Origin of the sequence: Streptomyces sp. NPDC005863, from assembly GCF_042871345.1 — a bacterium.
Lineage (GTDB): Bacteria > Actinomycetota > Actinomycetes > Streptomycetales > Streptomycetaceae > Streptomyces.
The window spans coordinates 139,103-155,522 of the sequence record NZ_JBIAII010000004.1 but is presented as its reverse complement, the minus strand read 5'-3'; the positions used below and the strand labels follow the sequence as shown (position 1 = coordinate 155,522).

Sequence of the window (16,420 nt, the reverse complement as noted above, 5' to 3'; positions counted from 1 at the left end):
TCACCTATTTCGTCATGGCCGTTTACAAATTAGTATCCGAGGGCGCCGCTGGGAAGAGGAGAGAACTCCGGGGCATACCCGGAAGGACCCCAGGAACGGAGACCGTCATGTCATCAGCGCCCACAGCCCAGGGCCCGCTCGTCGTCGGTGTGGACAGCTCCACCCAGTCCACCAAGGCCCTGGTCGTCGACGCCGCCACCGGCCGGGTCGTCGCGAGCGGTCAGGCTCCGCACCGGGTCAGCACCGGTGAACACAGCGAGAGTGATCCTCGGGAGTGGTGGGACGCCCTGTGCGCCGCCCTTAAACAGTGTGGGACCGCGGCACACGAGGCCGCCGCGGTGTCGATCGGCGGTCAGCAGCACGGACTCGTGACGCTGGACAAGGAAGGCGCCCCGGTGCGGCCGGCCCTCCTCTGGAACGACGTGCGGTCGGCTCCACAGGCCCGGAGTCTGGTCGACCGACTGGGCGGTTCCAAGGTATGGGCCGACAGGGTGGGCAGCGTGCCGGGGCCGTCCTTCACGGTGACGAAATGGGCCTGGCTGACCGAGCACGAACCCACCGCCGCCCGCGCCACAGCTGCCGTCCGTCTGCCCCACGACTACCTCACGGAACGACTCTCCGGCCTCGGCACGACCGACCGCGGCGACGTCTCCGGAACGGGTTGGTGGGCATCAGAGACGGAGCAGTACGACGAGGGCATCCTCGACATGGTGGGCCTCGACCCAGCCCTCCTGCCGCGTGTCGCGCGGCCGGGCGAGGTCGTCGGAACGGTGCGGGGCGACGGCGAACTGCCTTTCTCCAAGGGCACGCTGATCGCCCCCGGTACGGGTGACAACGCGGCCGCCGCCCTCGGGCTCGGACTGCGCCCCGGCACACCGGTGCTGAGTCTCGGCACATCGGGCACCGTCTACGCGGTCTCGGAGAACCGTCCTGCGGACCCGAGCGGAACCGTCGCGGGTTTCGCCGACGCGCGCGGCGCCTGGTTGCCACTGGCCTGCACCCTCAATTGCACGCTCGCCGTCGACCACGTGGCCGAACTGCTCCACCTGGAGCGCGAGGCGGTCGAGCCGGGCGACTCGGTCACGCTCCTGCCCTACCTGGACGGCGAACGCACCCCGAACCTGCCCCACTCCTCCGGCCTCCTGCACGGCCTGCGGCACGACACGACCCCAGGGCAGTTGCTGCAGGCCGCGTACGACGGAGCGGTGCACTCACTGCTCGGCGCCCTGGACCGGGTCCTCGAACCGGACGCCGACCGGTCATCGCCGCTCCTGCTCATCGGGGGCGGAGCACGCGGCACTGCCTGGCAGCAGACCGTACGACGGCTCTCCGGGCGTCCCGTGCAGATCCCGGAGGCCCAGGAGTTGGTCGCGCTCGGCGCGGCGGCACAGGCGGCGGGCGTGCTGACCGGCGAGGACCCGAGCGCGGTCGCGCGACGCTGGGACACGGCCCGAGGCCCCGTACTCGACCCCATGGAACGGGACGAGGCGACGCTGGCCCGGATCTCCGGGGTACTCTCCGACGCGGCGCCGCTCCTGGACCGGGCGCCCCGTGGGAGTGAGGGTTGACCGAGGCATGACCGCACCGCTGCACGATGAGCGCCGGACATCCTCCGGTGCGCGGCTGCCCGACACCCAGCAGGGGATGCGTCGGCGCAACCTCTCCCGGGTGATGCACACCGTGGCCGCGCACGGGCCTCTGTCCCGCGCCGCCGTGGCCTCGCACATCGGGCTCACGCGTGCTGCGGTCTCCACGCTCGTGGACGAGCTGATCCGCTCAGGGTTGCTGGACGAGCTGGGTCCGGAGCGCCCTGGGCGAGTGGGGCGCCCCGGGTCCGCCCTCGCCGTGAGCGCGCGGGGACCGGTCGGCATCGGCGCGGAGGTGGGTGTCCACCATCTCGCCGCATGCGCGGTCGATCTGCGCGGAGAAGTTCGCGCTCGTGTTACACGCCCCGCCCCCAACCGCGGGCGGTCACCCGTACCGGTACTGGAAGAACTCATGCTCCTGGTGGAGCAGGTGAGCGCTGAGGCCCGAGCGGCCGGCCTGACTCCCGCGGGGCTGGCGGTGGCGGTCCCGGGCCTTGTGACCCGCGGCACACCGACAGTCGTTCGTGCACCCAACCTGGGCTGGCACGGCATCGATCTGGGCCAACTCGTCCCCACCGAGATGCCACTGGCGGTGGACAACGAAGCCAACTTCGGCGCGCTCGCGGAGCTGTGGCTCGGCGAGGAGACCCCCGACGACTTCCTCCATGTCTCGGCGGAGATCGGCATCGGTGCCGCGCTCGTGGTCGACGGCCAGGTACTGCGAGGTACGCACGGCTTCGCCGGCGAGCTGGGACATGTGCCCGTGCGGCCTGATGGTCCGGCCTGCCCTTGTGGCGGGCATGGCTGTCTGGAGCAGTACGCCGGTGAGGAAGCCGTGCTGCGGGCGGCGGGCCTGGAACCTGGTGCCGAGCGGAGCGAACTACTCGCCGAGCGCGCTGCCGCAGGCGATGCTGTGGTCCGACGAGCGCTGCGCGGCGCCGGGGAGGCCCTGGGGATTGCTCTCACCGGTGCCGTGAACCTGCTGGACCCGCGGGCCGTGGTGCTCGGCGGAGCGCTGTCGCGCCTTGCGCCGTGGCTGCTGCCCGCGCTGGAGCACGAGTTGACGGACCGCACGGCAGGACGGGCTTGCGGAGTTACGGTCTCCGGTCTCGGCCCGGACGGCCCGCTGCTGGGCGCGGCGCACTCGGTGGCGCGAGCGGTGCTTGACGATCCGGTGGGAGTGAGCGCCGGCGTCGGGGCGGGGCCTAGCGCGGAGCCGGGTCGATAGTCGGCGGTTGCCGATAGCCGGTGGTCGGTTGACATGTCGGGGGACCTGACCCACGCCCGGCTGTGGGGCCGGCTACCACCCCTCCCTGCCACCCTCTCCCCCGATCGAGTGGCGGAGATATCCACAACCACGCTGCTATACACAGATCAGAGCCACCGCCTTCCGCCTCAACCGGCTAGCGACGTAACGTAATTCACGGGAGGCCAGCCGTCACCTCATCGAAGCTGAGGCGGCGTCACCGGCCCGCGCAGTTCTCGTAACCCCGAGGAACACGTGCAACCACGGCGGCCCGATCGGCCGAGCAGATGGCCCAGCGGCCAGAGCGGAGCAAAAACCGAAATGAGCGAACCCCGCGTCCTGACCCTGAGGCCCGAACCGGGCGAGTACGCCTGGACCTTCGGCGGCGCCCCGCCCGTGGCCCGCATCGCTCCGGGCACCGTTCTCGACCTGTTCACGGAGGACTGCTTCGCGGGGAACGTGCGCTCGGAGAAGGATCTGGTCTCCGAGGTCTGCGAATTTCCCTTCCTGAATCCGCAGACGGGCCCGTTCTACGTGGAAGGAGCGGAGCCGGGCGACACCGTCGCCGTGCACTTCGTGTCCATCGAACCTGCCCGCGACTGGGCGGCTTCCACGACGGTTCCTCTGTTCGGCGCCCTCACTTCGACCCACTCCACCGCTTCGCTCCAGGCTCCGCTGCCGGAAACCGTCTGGATCTGGCAGCTGGACCGGGCCCGTCGAACGGCGCGGTTCAGTGCCAGGGACGGGGACTTTCACATCGACCTGCCCATGGACCCCATGCACGGGACGGTCGGCGTCGCACCCGCGAACCTGGAGGTTCGTTCGGCGCTCGTGCCCGACGCGCACGGCGGCAACATGGACACGCCCGAGATGCGCGCCGGCGTGACCTGCTACCTAGGCGTCAATGTCGAAGGCGCGCTACTGAGTCTCGGCGACGGGCACGCCCGGCAGGGCGAAGGCGAGACGTGCGGGGTCGCCGTGGAGTGCGCCATGAACAGCGTGGTGATCGTCGAGCTGCTCAAAGGGGTGACCACACCCTGGCCACGGCTGGAGTCCGACACCCATATCATCTCGACCGGTTCGGCACGGCCGCTCGAGGACGCGTTCCGCATATCCCAGCTCGACTTGGTGCAGTGGTTGGTCCGTGACTACGGCTTCAGCGAGATGGACGCCTATCAGTTCGCAACCCAGACCGTCGAGTCCCCGGTCGCCAACGTCTGCGACACCAACTACACATGCGTGGCCAAGATCCGCAAGGATTGGCTGCCGAAGCGGGAAACTCACCGGGGGCTGCACGCGCAGCTGCGGGAGTCGGCCGCCACGTTGCCCCCTGGATCGGCCCCGTACACCTCCTAGAACCCAGCGCCTTTCGGCAGGGCGGCACCCTTCCCGCTCCGTGTTCGGTGTTGCTGCCACTGCGATGTGATGCCCGCCCGAACCAGGGCGCCATTGGTTCAGTGGATCCCTCAAGTACAGCGCCAGTCCAGCCGTTCCCCCCCCACCGAGAGGCAGGCAAGTCATGGACCAGGCAAGACGCTTCCCCTCCCGACGCCGACTGCTGCAGGGCGCGGCCGCCGTCGCCGCGCCCGCGGCTCTCCTGCCGGCCGTGCGCGCGACCGCCCAGACCCGTGCGGTCGACTACCCCCTGGCCGAGTGGAAGCCGGCCAGCAGCTCCAACTACACCGCCGCCAGTCGCCCCAGTACATATCCCATCGACTATGTGGTCATCCACGTCACACAGGAGACGTACGCGGATGCCATCGGCATCTTCCAGAACCCGGCAAAAAAGGTTTCGGCCCACTACGTGGTGCGTTCCAAGGACGGCCACATCGCCCAGTGCGTACGGGAGCGCAACGTCGCCTGGCATGCGGGCAATTGGACCTACAACACACGCAGTATCGGAATCGAGCACGAAGGGTGGGTCGACAAACCCGAGTACTTCACCGACGCGATGTACGAGCAGTCCGCAGCGCTGACTGCCGCCATCTGCGCGAAGTACGGCATCCCCAAGGACCGCGAGCACATCATCGGACACAGTGAGGTTCCCGGAGCGGACCATACGGACCCCGGCCCGTACTGGGACTGGTCGCGGTACCTACGCCTCGTCAACTTCGCCTGATCGCGCCGGTGACTGCGGGACCATCAGCGTAAGGAAGCCGTTGGCTCTTTGCTTTCAGGGGCCCACCTGCGTACCGCGTCCTTGTCGGCGCACGGCTCCGGGGCGACGATGGCAGCACCGCATCGCCGTCCCGGGAGGCCGTTTTGACCGAGCCATGGGTGGCCTTGGAGGCAGGCGCTGACCCGGCCGAGCGGACGAGGATGCTTCGTCGGGCGCATGAGAGGTTCACCGAGGCAGGGACGATCTCCCTGCCGGTGCGTTCGGTGGTCGCCGATTCCTGGCGCAGGTCGGCCAGGGCTCGGGTCAGCCCCGAGGCGGGTGGCGCGCCGGTGGAACTGACCGACGGTGACCTCGGCACCTATAGGTCGGAGCATCCGCTGGCGCGGGTGATGCCGCTGTTCCGTGAGCTGATGGGTACCTTCGCGGCTGACGGAGAGCATCTCCTCGCCGTGTGCGACGCGCAGGGCAGATTGTTGTGGGTCGAGGGCCATGCGCTGACGCGACGGCGGGCCGGTCGGATGAACTTCGTGCCGGGAGCTCGGTGGGCGGAGTCCGCCATGGGAACGAACGCACCGGGGACGGCGGTCGCCGTGGACCGACCGGTGCAGGTCTTCGCCGCCGAGCACTTCATGCGGCGGGTCCAGCCGTGGACGTGCGCGGCGGCCCCCGTACACGATCCGCGCACGGGGCGGCTGATCGGCGCGGTGGACATCACGGGTGGGGACGGTCTGGCACATCCCCACAGCCTGGCGTTCGTGCAGGCTGTGGCACGTTCCGCCGAATCTCAACTTGCCCTGCTGGCACCGCCGGTGACTGCTGGTGAGACGGTGGAGCTGGCTGTCCTAGGGCGGGACGAGGCGTTGTTGATCGCCGGTGGGCGCAAGGTTCGGCTCAGCCGGAGACACAGCGAGATCGTCGTGCTGTTGGCCCGTCATCCGGAGGGGCTGACAGGGGACGAGTTGTTGTGCGCGCTGTATGAGGACGAGTCCGTGTCGCAGGTGACGTTGCGGGCCGAGATGGCCCGGCTGCGGCGGATCCTCGGGCCCGAGTTGTTGCGCTCACGGCCGTACCGACTGGCGGCGCTCGTCGAGTGTGACGCCGATGTCGTCGAGCGTCGCCTCGGAGCGGGAGCGGTGACGGCGGCAGCCGCGGCGTACACGGGGCCACTGCTTCCACAGTCGCAGGCCCCGGCCTTGGTGCGGATGCGCCGACGACTGGCCGATCAGGTGCGGGCGGCACTCGTCGACCGCAATGACCCGGACCTGCTTGCGGACTGGGTGCGCGCACCGTGGGGGGACGACGATCTCACGGTGTGGCGGGCTCTGGGCGCGCTGCGTCCGACCGCGCCGGTGCTGGCGCGGCTGAGGGAGCTCGACGCCGAACTTGCCTCACCGGGTCGCGAGTTCGCGTAGCCGATGCGCGGACGGCGGCGCGAGGGGCACCCATCGTCGGCCACCCGACACCCCGCACCCCGCACCCCGCACCCCGCGGATGCTTGCAACGTCGATGCAACCTCCGTGCTCCTAGCCTCCGGGCGAGAGCTGTCCGACGGCGGGCAGCCTTTTCCGGGAGGTCAGCCACCATGACCCGTTACGCAGCGCCCGGCGCCGAGGGCGCGATCGTCGGCTACCAGTCGCGGTATGACCACTTCATCGGCGGCGAGTACGTGGCGCCTGCTCGCGGCCAGTACTTCGAGAACCCGAGCCCGGTCAACGGCCGCCCCTTCACCGAGATCGCCCGTGGCACCGCGGAGGACGTCGAGCGGGCTCTCGACGCGGCGCACGCGGCGGCGCCCGGCTGGGGGCGCACCTCCGTCACCGAACGCGCAGACGTACTGCGGAAGATCGCCGACCGGATGGAGGCCAACCTCGAACAGCTCGCGGTCGCCGAGAGCTGGGAGAACGGCAAACCCATCCGCGAGACCCTGGCAGCCGACATTCCGCTTGCCATCGATCACTTCCGTTACTTCGCGGGTGTCATCCGCGCGCAGGAGGGGTCGCTGAGCGAGGTCGAAGAGGACACCATCGCGTACCACTTCCATGAACCGCTCGGCGTCGTCGCGCAGATCATTCCGTGGAACTTCCCGATCCTCATGGCGACGTGGAAGCTGGCGCCGGCGCTGGCCGCAGGGAACGCCGTCATCCTCAAGCCCGCCGAACAGACGCCGGCCTCCATCCACTACTGGATGAGTCTGGTTGCCGACCTGCTGCCGGCGGGGGTCGTCAACATCGTCAACGGGTTCGGTGTCGAGACGGGCAAGCCGCTGGCCTCCAGTCCGCGCGTCGCCAAGGTCGCGTTCACCGGGGAGACGACGACGGGGCGGTTGATCATGCAGTACGCCTCGGAGAACATCAAGCCGGTGACGTTGGAGCTGGGCGGCAAGTCGCCGAACATCTTCTTCGACGACGTGTGGGCCGCGAACGACGACTTCCGGGACAAGGCTCTTGAGGGCTTCACCATGTTCGCACTCAATCAGGGAGAGGTGTGCACCTGCCCGTCGCGGGCGTTGGTGCAGCGCGGGCACTACGGCGAGTTCCTCGAGGCGGCGATCGCGCGGACCGAGCAGATCAAGGCCGGGCATCCGCTCGACACCGAGACCATGATCGGCGCGCAGGCCTCCAACGACCAGTTGGAAAAGATCCTCTCCTACCTGGACATCGGCCAGCAGGAAGGCGCAAAGGTCCTGACGGGAGGTCAGCGCATGGAGTACGACGGCGAACTGGCCGGTGGCTACTACGTCCAGCCGACGATCTTCGAGGGTGACAACCGCATGCGGGTCTTCCAGGAGGAGATCTTCGGTCCGGTCGTCTCGGTCGCGTCCTTCAACGACTTCGACGACGCCATCAAGCTAGCCAACGACACTCTCTACGGCCTCGGGGCCGGGGTGTGGACGCGTGACATCAACACGGCATATCGGGCGGGCCGTTCGATCCAGGCGGGCCGCGTGTGGACGAACTGCTACCACGCATATCCGGCCCACGCGGCGTTCGGGGGCTACAAGCAGTCCGGTATCGGCCGTGAGACGCACAAGATGATGCTGGAGCATTACCAGCAGACGAAGAACCTTCTGGTGTCGTATTCGCCGAAGAAGCTCGGCTTCTTCTAGACGCACGAAAAAAGGCGCCTGCCCTTGGCTTTTGCGCGCGAGGCGGGCGACGCCGTCCCGGTGCGTACGCCGTACTCGGCGTGGGCGGTCACCACGGTGCCGGAGATCCACCTGTCGATGGTCGAGGACGCGGCCCCTACTCCTGGGCCTGCTTGCGGGCCTTTGGGGATGGCTCGCTTCCAGGTGTCGACGGAATGGCCGTGCTCGTCGGCGAGTTCGGCAGCTACCTCTCCGGCTTTCCGCCCGGGTATCGCCGCCTGTGCCTCGGCGGCCAGCCGGATGCGGGCGGCGGCCTTCGCCTGGCCGGTCTTGGCACCGGGGACGGAGGGGCGCCCCGCCTTTCCAGCAGCATCGCGCCCCGGGGCCTACGCGCACTTCAGCGTGACGCCGCGGCCTTGGCCGGACGGCGTTTCTTCGACATCTCATGGACGGCTGCGTCACGCTCACGGCACACGGGATACCCAGCCGCCTGGCTCGTCCTCCTTCACCTCCTGGCCACAGCTCCCTCCGCGGCCGGGACTTACTCCACACGCCGCCCGTCGGTTCTGCCCGAGCTGGCCGTCCAACGAAGACAGAGCAAGCGCCACGTGCTCTCAGGCGATCCCGGTGTGGAGCGCGAACGGGATGCCCTGGAACACCATCCGGTCCGGAGTGGGCCAACGATCTCGGAGATCACTTCGTCAGGGTTTCTCAGGCGTCTTGGCCATGGCCGCGACCAGCGCTGCAAGGAGCAGGACGCCCGCCGACCACCAGGCCGCGATGGTGAAGCCGTGCACCATACCCTCCCCCTCCCCCGGGCCCGGGCCCCGGCTCCGGGACGGGTGGGCGTCGATGTAACGGGTGGTGGCGGACGACGCGATCGTGTTCAACAGGACGGTGCCCAGGGAGCCGCCGATCTGCTGGAAGGTGGAGACGGTCGCGGACGTCACTCCGGCGTCCTGCGGGGCGACCCCGGCGGTCGCCGTCGCGTAGACCGGCATGAACGTCAGTCCCATGCCCAGGCCGAGCAGCACCAGCGCGGGCAACACCCCGGTGGCGTAGGCGGAGTTCATACTCAGGCGGGTCAGGAGCAGCATGCCGGCGGCCGCGAGGAGCATGCCGGGGGCCATCAGGTTTCGTGGGGCGGTGTGGGGCAAGAGCCGGGCGGCGATCTGTGTCGCGCCGATGACGATCGTGACGGACATCGGCAGGAACGCCAGTCCGGTCCGTAGGGGTGAGTAGTCGAGGATGGCCTGGAGGTAGTAGGTCAGGAACAAGAAGGCGCCAAACATGGCGACGGTGGCCAGGCCCATCGTCGCGAGCGCCGCCGCACGGGTGCGGTCTCTGACGATGTGCAGCGGCAGCATCGGATGCTTGGCGTGGGACTGCCACCACACGAAGACGGCGAGCAGGACCACACCGGCCGCAAACAGGGTCAGGACCAACGGGTCGGCCCAACCGGCGGATTCCGCGTCACTGGAGGCGTACACGATCGCCACGAGTCCGCCGGAGGCGAGCAGCGCGCCGGGGATGTCGAGGCGCACCCCGCGCCGGCCAGGGCTGTCCTTGAGGAGAGCCGGCGCGCCGCCGAGGGCGGCCAGCGCGATGGGGACATTGACGTACAGGCACCAGCGCCAGGTCGCGTACTCCGTGAGCAGGCCGCCCACCAGCAGCCCGATGGCGCTGCCGCCCCCGGCGAGCGCGCCGTAGATCCCGAACGCCCTACCGCGCTCGGCAGGTTCGGTGAACGTCGTCGTCAGCAGTGACAGCGCGGAGGGGGCCAGGATCGCGGCGCAGGCCCCTTGCAGGGCCCGCGCCGCGAACAGCGTCCCGGGACCGTCGGCCACGCCGCCGAGCGCGGAGGCGGCGGCGAATCCGACCAGGCCGATCATGAAGGTGCGTTTACGGCCGACCAGGTCGGCAATCCGGCCGCCGAGGAGGAGCAGGCCGCCAAAGGCCAGGGAGTATGCGGTGATCACCCACTGCCGGTTCGCATCCGACATGCCCAGTCCGTTCTGGACGGAGGGCAGGGCGATGTTCACGATCGTGCCGTCGAGAATCACCATGAGCTGGGCGCCTGCGATGACGGCGAGAGCCCACCACCGCTTCGGATCGGGCAACTCAGCCGCGTGCGCGGTGGTGTGGGGGGCCGGCGTGGGCACGGTGTCCCCAGGGGAGGACTGCTTGGTCAAGGCGATCACATTTCTGCGTCGGAGGTGTAGGAGCAGACGCGCGGTCCTGCACCCCGGGACGCGACACAAGGGATCGCGAGAGCAGCGGACACCACCATGAGGTGCCGCAAAGGGGGCTAAGAGTCCTACCGCGCGCCGAACGGGGGCACACGGCCGGGGGCAACTATGGCCGCAACACTCGTTGTCCAGTTCCAGTCCATGTTTCCCACCTCCTCCCGGCCGGGCACGCGGTACACATCGACGCCGAGCGCCGAATGGTGAGGCAGGGGCCCCGCCGCACATGACCTCCGACAGAGTAGGTCAGGCTGCCGGGGACGCAAACGGATTTACCCGACGCCTGGGTACGGGCTCCTCACGCTTCGACAAGCAAAGATCGCGCCATGCCCAGCCGAGACGGCGGCGGCCCCGTTGCGGCTACGAAGCCCTGACCGTTCCTTGCGGCTGATGAAACGGTTCCTACCGACGCCCCCGATCCTCGTTGCCGACAGCTACTAGCTGGGGAAGGAAGAGCATCACCGGCCGAATCCACAGATCCTCATCACTGCCATAGTTGGGGCATGAACGGTGACTTCTTGGTCCGGCACCATCACCAGTTGACCGCGTGGCTGAGGGATGGAGACGCTGAAAGCCTCGACGCATTTCTGAGCGCGCACCACGACGCCTTCGTGCTCGTGACGACGGATGGAGCGATCCTCGACCTTGAGACGCTGCGAGGATCCCTGCGCAGTGCGGGCGGCAGCCAGCCTGGACTGTCGATCGAAGTCGAGGAGATCACCAGCGTCACCCCCAAGGTGTACCGGTTCCTGGAGCGCCACAGCGTGAACGGCGCTGGCCTGGGCGTGCGGGTGGTGACGGCCGTGATGGAGGACGGGTTGCTGCTCAGTGTGCAGGAGACCGCCCGCCGGTAAGGGCAAACGCTGCCTGTTGCGGCACTGGCTCTGCGCCGCGCGCGGTGTCGGGATGTCTCCCTCCGTACCTCCCCGGGGCGCCGAGCCAAGCGAACCTGAACTGCCGGGTCCGGAACATCTGACCAGGTTCTTTGCCTGATCGGGTGGCCGATTCAGAAGATGTTGTAGAGGACGACGTACACCCAGAGCAGCTGAGGGATGAGGAAAAGGGCGAGTCACCCCAAATCGCCGCTGTCGTCGCTCGCGCGAGAGCACACGCAGGGTCGGACTGGTGGGGCCTCGCGGCGATGCAGATCGCATCGCGAGGAACTCCCCCAGGGGATCAGGGGGCCCCGGCGCTCAACGCGGGCTGCGTCGGCTTCGGTAGGCCGCGACGCTGGCTCGGTGTGCGCAGGTTCGGGTGCAGTACTGCTTCGAGCCGTTGCGCGAGAGGTCCACGAAAGTGGCCCGGCAGGCCGACCCGGCGCATACGCCGAGACGAGCGGGGCCGAGCGTGGCCATCACGGAGGCCAGTGCGCTGAGCGTGGTCGCGGCGAGGTGTGCCGCGCAGCGGTCGGTGTCGGAGGTCACCTCGGTCCACCAGCGGTCGTCGCCATGGCGCAGTACCGGGGTGGCGCGGTTCCTACGTAGACCGTCGTTGATCAGAGCCGCAGCTTCGACCGCGTCCGTGCTCGCCCGTTCGAGCACCTCACGCACCGTCTCGCGCACCCCGCGGACTTCCGCCAGGTCGGTTGGGGTGAGATGCCGCGGACCGGCCCCTCCGTTCGCGGCAGAGCGCGGCGACTCCGCCGCGGGGTGGTCGTCAAGGAAGTCACGGAGCTGCTCCACAGTCTCCAGCGCGTCCTCCCCCTTGATCGGCCTCAAGGTGTTGGCCAGGTCGACGGCCGCCTGCACCACCAACGGGCTGTGATACGCATCCTGCATTTGACGTGTCTCCTCCCTGCTCCGTAATGTTACACGCAAGGGAGGCTTAGCATGTCACATCATGCCCAGCGCCAGGAGCGGACGACGCCGCAGAGGATCACGTCTGGAGGGGCCCCGGCGCTGGAGCGAGCCCGCGCCCCGGACGGGAGTCGGCTGGGGCTGACGTTGGGGGTGCTGGTGCTGCCGATGTACGTGGCACTGGGAGCACCCTCGGTGGCTCTGCCGGCCATCGGCCGCGCGCTCTCGGTGCCGTTCGGGGCCACCGCGTGGATTCTTGCCGCGTGGTCGCTGACCTCCGCGCTCGCAATGCCGGTCGCGGGTCGGCTGCTGGTCCGCTGGAACCCCTTCCAGGTCCTCGTCGCCGGGGTCGTGACGCTCGCCGCGGGCTCCGTGGTCGCCGGAGCCGGGCCGACACTGGCCGTCGTGATCGCGGGCCGGCTCATCGGCGGCGCCGGGGCGGGCGCGACCGTGATCGCCGTCTTTGCCGCGGCCACCGCCCTTCCCCGCCGGCAACGGATCCGCGCCCTTGGAATCATCGCGGCCGCCAGCGCGACGGCGTCGGCATGCGGGACGCTGCTGGGCGGGGCGGTGACCGCATGGCTCGGGTGGCGTGCCGTACTCGCCATCCCGGTCCTCGCGCTGCCCCTCCTGCTGGCCGCATGGCCGAGCAGGCATGCGCTGACGCGGAGCGGCAGCGGTAGTAGCAGGAACGGCAGCGGCGAGCGCCACGGCTCCGCCGGGCGACTCGATGTCGTCGGCGCAGCCATGCTGTCGGTACTCGCCGGCTCCTTGATCACGTTGCTGCAGGCACACTCGGTCGGCCTGCCCGCCCCGGTCACGCTCGTCGTGGCCGCCGCCGGGGCGCTCGCCGCCCTGGGACTGTGGCGGCACGTGCGCAGTACTCCCGACGGGTTCGTACCACGGCGGGTGATCGCCTCCCGCGGCTTCCTGGCGGCCGGGCTCGTCGGCGGGACCGTCTTCGCCGGTTATTACGGGGTGCTGTTCCGCGCCCCGTCCCTGATCGAGCAGGCCACGGGCGGTGGCCCCCTGAAAGCCGGCGTGCTCCTGGTCCCGGCCGCCGTCTGCTCGGTACTGGCCGGGCGGCTGGTCGGCGCCTTGACCGGCCGGTTCACCGGCTGGCAGATGTCGGCCGGGCTTGCGGCACTCACCGTCGTCGGTGTGCTCGTGGTCGCGATCTTCCCCGGGCCGACCCCCGTTGTCGTCGGGACGGCGTTGACCGTGTGCGGGTTCGCCGGCGCGCAAGCCGTACTGGTGAGCCTCGCGCCGGACCTGGTCGCCGTGGACGACCGCGACACCGCACAGAGTCTGCTCAACTTCATGAACGCCCTGGGTGGCGGGATCGGTCCGGCCGCTGCCGCGGGTCTGTCCGGCATCGTGCCGGAGCCGGTGGCCCTCGCCGCCCTCGCGGCACTCCCCCTGGCCGGACTCATCATCAGCCTGACCCGGCGCCCTGCCGCCGATCGCCGCCCCCAACCCGACGTCACGCGAGGGGGTCCGCGATGACGGTCCGCCTGCGTCCGATCCGACAACGCCTTGACCATTCTTGACCAGTAAGGAGTCCTGCCATGTCCGCCGAGCCATTCGAGGTCAGCATCACCGAAGCCGAGATCACGGATCTGCGTGCACGTTTGCGGCGGACACGGTGGCCCGAGCGCGAGCCGGTGGACGACTGGTCACAGGGGGTGCCGCTGGCGTACGCGCAGGAGCTTTGCCGCAGTTGGGCCGAGGAGTACGACTTCGGGTTCTCCGAGCGGCTGAACGTGTTCCCCCAGTACCGCGACACGATCGACGGCCTCGGCATCCACTTCCTGCATGCCCGCTCGCCGGAGCCGGACGCGTTCCCGCTCGTAATCACGCACGGGTGGCCGGGGTCGGTGCTCGAGTTCCTGGAGGTCCTCGGGCCGCTCACCGACCCGCGCGCGTACGGCGGTGACCCGGCGGACGCGTTCCACGTGGTCGCACCGTCGTTGCCCGGATACGGCTGGAGCGACAAGCCGTCGACGACCGGGTGGGGCATCACTCGCACCGCCCGCGCCTGGGACACGTTGATGGTCTCGCTGGGTTACGAATGGTACGGCGCCCAGGGCGGTGACTGGGGTTCGGCGGTGTCCGGGGCGCTGGGCGAGGTGGCGCCCGAGCGGGTCGCAGGCGTGCACCTGAACCTGGGATCCGTGGCGGCGGGCGCGTTCGACGACCCGACGCCCGGGGAGCTGGCGAATCTTGAGGCGGAGACGGAGATGCGGCGCGCAGGGCGCGGGTACTCGGCGATCCAGGCGGCCCGGCCGCAGACGCTCGGCTACGGCCTCACCGACTCCCCGGCGGGGCAGGCCGCCTGGATCGCCGAGAAGTTCTGGGCGTGGACGGACAACGACGGCCATCCCGAAAACGCGTTGTCGCGGCAGACGATCCTCGACGAGATCTCGGTCTACTGGTTCACCGCGTCGGCCACGTCGTCGGCGCGCCTGTACTGGGAGAGCTTCGCCGACTTCCGGGACAAGGTGACGGCGCCGTCCGGGCTTTCGGTCTACCCGCGCGACATCACCCGCCCGTCGAGGCGGGAGGCCGAACTGCGGTTCACCGACCTGCGCTGGTTCGAGGAGCTACCGCGCGGTGGCCACTTCGCCGCGCTGGAGCAACCGGAGTCGCTGGTCGAGCAGGTGCGCGGGTTCTTCCGCTTGTTCCGCTGACTGTCCGTGCCACAAAGTCTGGGGACGGCCGGCCACGTCGACCAAGATCTACACTGCCCCGGCGGCTGGACTCTCGCTTCCAGCGATGGAGCGCGAGGCGCGCATGCGGAGCACGGAGCACGGAGCACGGAGCACGGAGCACACGATCGCCATCCCGAGGGTGGCGCGCGAATTCTGACGAAGGCGGACTGATGGCGGCAATACCTTTCGATGCGGCGCTGCTGGACGGATACCGCGCCGTGCAGGAGGCCGGTTCGGGACCGATGAGCCTGGAGCGGCTGCCGAAGGTCCGGGCCGAGGACGCCGCAGAGGTGCCGACGCTCGACGAACTGCGGCGGGGCGGGCGGTTCGAGGTGACGTCGCGCTCGGTCCCGGGGGTGTCCGGTACCTCGGGTACCGCAAACACCTCAGAGGCGGAGCTGCTGATCTGCACGCCTGTCGGAGTTTCGGGTCCGGCCGCGTCGCGCCCGGTCATCTACTTCGTACACGGCGGCGGCTACTTCAGCGGCGATCCGCGGCACCTGTTCTTCCTCGAACAACTGCTGGACGAGGCCGAGCGGTTCGGGGCGTCGCTGATCTCTGCGGGGTACCGGCTCGCGCCGGAGCATCCACATCCCGCACCGCTCGACGATGTCTACGCCGGGCTGCTGTGGACCGTTGAACACGCGGCCGAACTCGGCGTGGACGCGGACCGGATCGTCGTCGCGGGGACGAGTGCCGGTGGTGGCCTGGCCGCCGCGCTGAGTTTGTCGGTGCGCGACAAGGGCGGTCCGCGGCTGGTCGGGCAGTGGCTGATGTGCCCGATGCTCGACGACCGCAACGACACTGCTTCGGCCCATCAGATGGACGGTGTCGATGTCTGGGACCGCGGCTGGAACGGCTTCGGGTGGAAGGCCCTGCTCGGTTCCGAGTGCGGGGGCCCGGACGTGTCGCCCTACGCCGCGCCTGCCCGCGCCACGGATCTGTCCGGACTGCCGCCCGCCTTCATCGACGTCGGCTCCGCGGAGACGCTGCGCGACGAGGCCGTGGCGTACGCCGACGGCATCTGGCGGGCCGGCGGCTCTGCCGAGCTCCATGTGTGGGCCGGTGGTTACCACACGTTCGACCTGGTGGTCCCGGACGCGGCGATCAGCCGGGCAGCGTGGCAGGCCCGGCGTTCCTGGCTGGAGCGGGTGCTGGCGGCGGGCTGACGTCCAACTCGGGTTCTGGGCGGCCAAGTTCGTACTGCAGCGTAATGGTAGGAGTGGATCGCTGCCGGTGACACGTAGGCGTTGTCGGCGATGTACGGGATGCCGTCAACGATCTCCCGCTGCGGCGGTCTCTCCGGGGGCCCGCTCGTACCGGCGCCATGTGAGGCGGAAGCGGTCTGCAACCCGGAACGTGTAGAGGTCCGGCAGGCATCCCCCTTCTTGCCGGGCCGTGGTTCCGCGGTCTGGCGCGGCCGGCGGGCTGATCGGCGTGCATCAGGCCGAGCTTGAAGTTCGCTTTCCCCCGGCTGCGATCGTACGAGCCATGGCGGCGGCACAGTCCATCCCCACGTCGCATCCGGATGCCCGCAGGAACCTATGACCAGCGGCACACCGAGCTCGTCACGGGCCTTGCGGAGCAGACGCAGATCGCGGGAGACGGCCTGGGCAAAGCGCGCCGTAGCC

At 69.5% G+C, this 16,420-nt stretch carries 12 protein-coding genes; 10 read left to right on the top strand and 2 right to left on the bottom strand.

Annotated features, from left to right (window positions below):
* Positions 1 to 107 precede the first annotated feature (107 nt).
* The 6 genes from xylB (at position 108) to ACFYO9_RS16935 (ending at position 8,057) form a co-directional block, all read left to right on the top strand.
* The gene (gene xylB, locus ACFYO9_RS16960) at positions 108 to 1,568 is read left to right on the top strand and encodes a xylulokinase (RefSeq protein ID WP_358775747.1); all 1,461 of its coding nucleotides are present in this window, start codon (positions 108 to 110) and stop codon (positions 1,566 to 1,568) included.
* Between the two features lie 7 nt (positions 1,569 to 1,575).
* Positions 1,576 to 2,814, top strand: a complete 1,239-nt coding sequence (locus ACFYO9_RS16955; RefSeq protein WP_358775745.1) for an ROK family transcriptional regulator — start codon at positions 1,576 to 1,578, stop codon at positions 2,812 to 2,814.
* Between the two features lie 339 nt (positions 2,815 to 3,153).
* Entirely contained in the window at positions 3,154 to 4,188 is a 1,035-nt protein-coding gene (locus ACFYO9_RS16950; protein ID WP_358775743.1) for an acetamidase/formamidase family protein, read from the top strand.
* A 163-nt stretch (positions 4,189 to 4,351) separates the two neighbouring features.
* Positions 4,352 to 4,951, top strand: coding sequence for a peptidoglycan recognition family protein (locus tag ACFYO9_RS16945; protein ID WP_358775742.1), 600 nt, complete (start codon positions 4,352 to 4,354; stop codon positions 4,949 to 4,951).
* A gap of 143 nt (positions 4,952 to 5,094) precedes the next feature.
* Entirely contained in the window at positions 5,095 to 6,363 is a 1,269-nt protein-coding gene (locus ACFYO9_RS16940) for a GAF domain-containing protein (protein ID WP_358775740.1), read from the top strand.
* A 170-nt stretch (positions 6,364 to 6,533) separates the two neighbouring features.
* A complete protein-coding gene (locus ACFYO9_RS16935) occupies positions 6,534 to 8,057 on the top strand; it encodes an aldehyde dehydrogenase family protein (protein WP_358775738.1) in 1,524 nt (507 codons plus the stop codon).
* Between the two features lie 680 nt (positions 8,058 to 8,737).
* On the opposite strand, the gene ACFYO9_RS16930 is transcribed toward ACFYO9_RS16935, so the two are convergent.
* Entirely contained in the window at positions 8,738 to 10,198 is a 1,461-nt protein-coding gene (locus ACFYO9_RS16930) for an MFS transporter (RefSeq protein WP_358775928.1), read from the bottom strand.
* A 587-nt stretch (positions 10,199 to 10,785) separates the two neighbouring features.
* On the opposite strand from ACFYO9_RS16930, the gene ACFYO9_RS16925 reads away from it, so the two are divergent.
* Positions 10,786 to 11,136: a hypothetical protein gene (locus tag ACFYO9_RS16925; RefSeq protein WP_358775736.1), complete on the top strand. Its 351-nt coding sequence runs from the start codon at positions 10,786 to 10,788 to the stop codon at positions 11,134 to 11,136.
* Between the two features lie 339 nt (positions 11,137 to 11,475).
* On the opposite strand, the gene ACFYO9_RS16920 is transcribed toward ACFYO9_RS16925, so the two are convergent.
* Positions 11,476 to 12,060: a CGNR zinc finger domain-containing protein gene (locus ACFYO9_RS16920; RefSeq protein ID WP_358775734.1), complete on the bottom strand. Its 585-nt coding sequence runs from the start codon at positions 12,058 to 12,060 to the stop codon at positions 11,476 to 11,478.
* A gap of 51 nt (positions 12,061 to 12,111) precedes the next feature.
* On the opposite strand from ACFYO9_RS16920, the gene ACFYO9_RS16915 reads away from it, so the two are divergent.
* From ACFYO9_RS16915 to ACFYO9_RS16905, 3 genes are all read left to right on the top strand, one after another.
* Positions 12,112 to 13,584, top strand: coding sequence for an MFS transporter (locus ACFYO9_RS16915; RefSeq protein WP_358775732.1), 1,473 nt, complete (start codon positions 12,112 to 12,114; stop codon positions 13,582 to 13,584).
* Between the two features lie 62 nt (positions 13,585 to 13,646).
* Entirely contained in the window at positions 13,647 to 14,768 is a 1,122-nt protein-coding gene (locus ACFYO9_RS16910; protein WP_358775730.1) for an epoxide hydrolase family protein, read from the top strand.
* 191 nt (positions 14,769 to 14,959) lie between these two features.
* Entirely contained in the window at positions 14,960 to 15,958 is a 999-nt protein-coding gene (locus ACFYO9_RS16905; protein ID WP_358775728.1) for an alpha/beta hydrolase, read from the top strand.
* Positions 15,959 to 16,420: the final 462 nt, after the last annotated feature.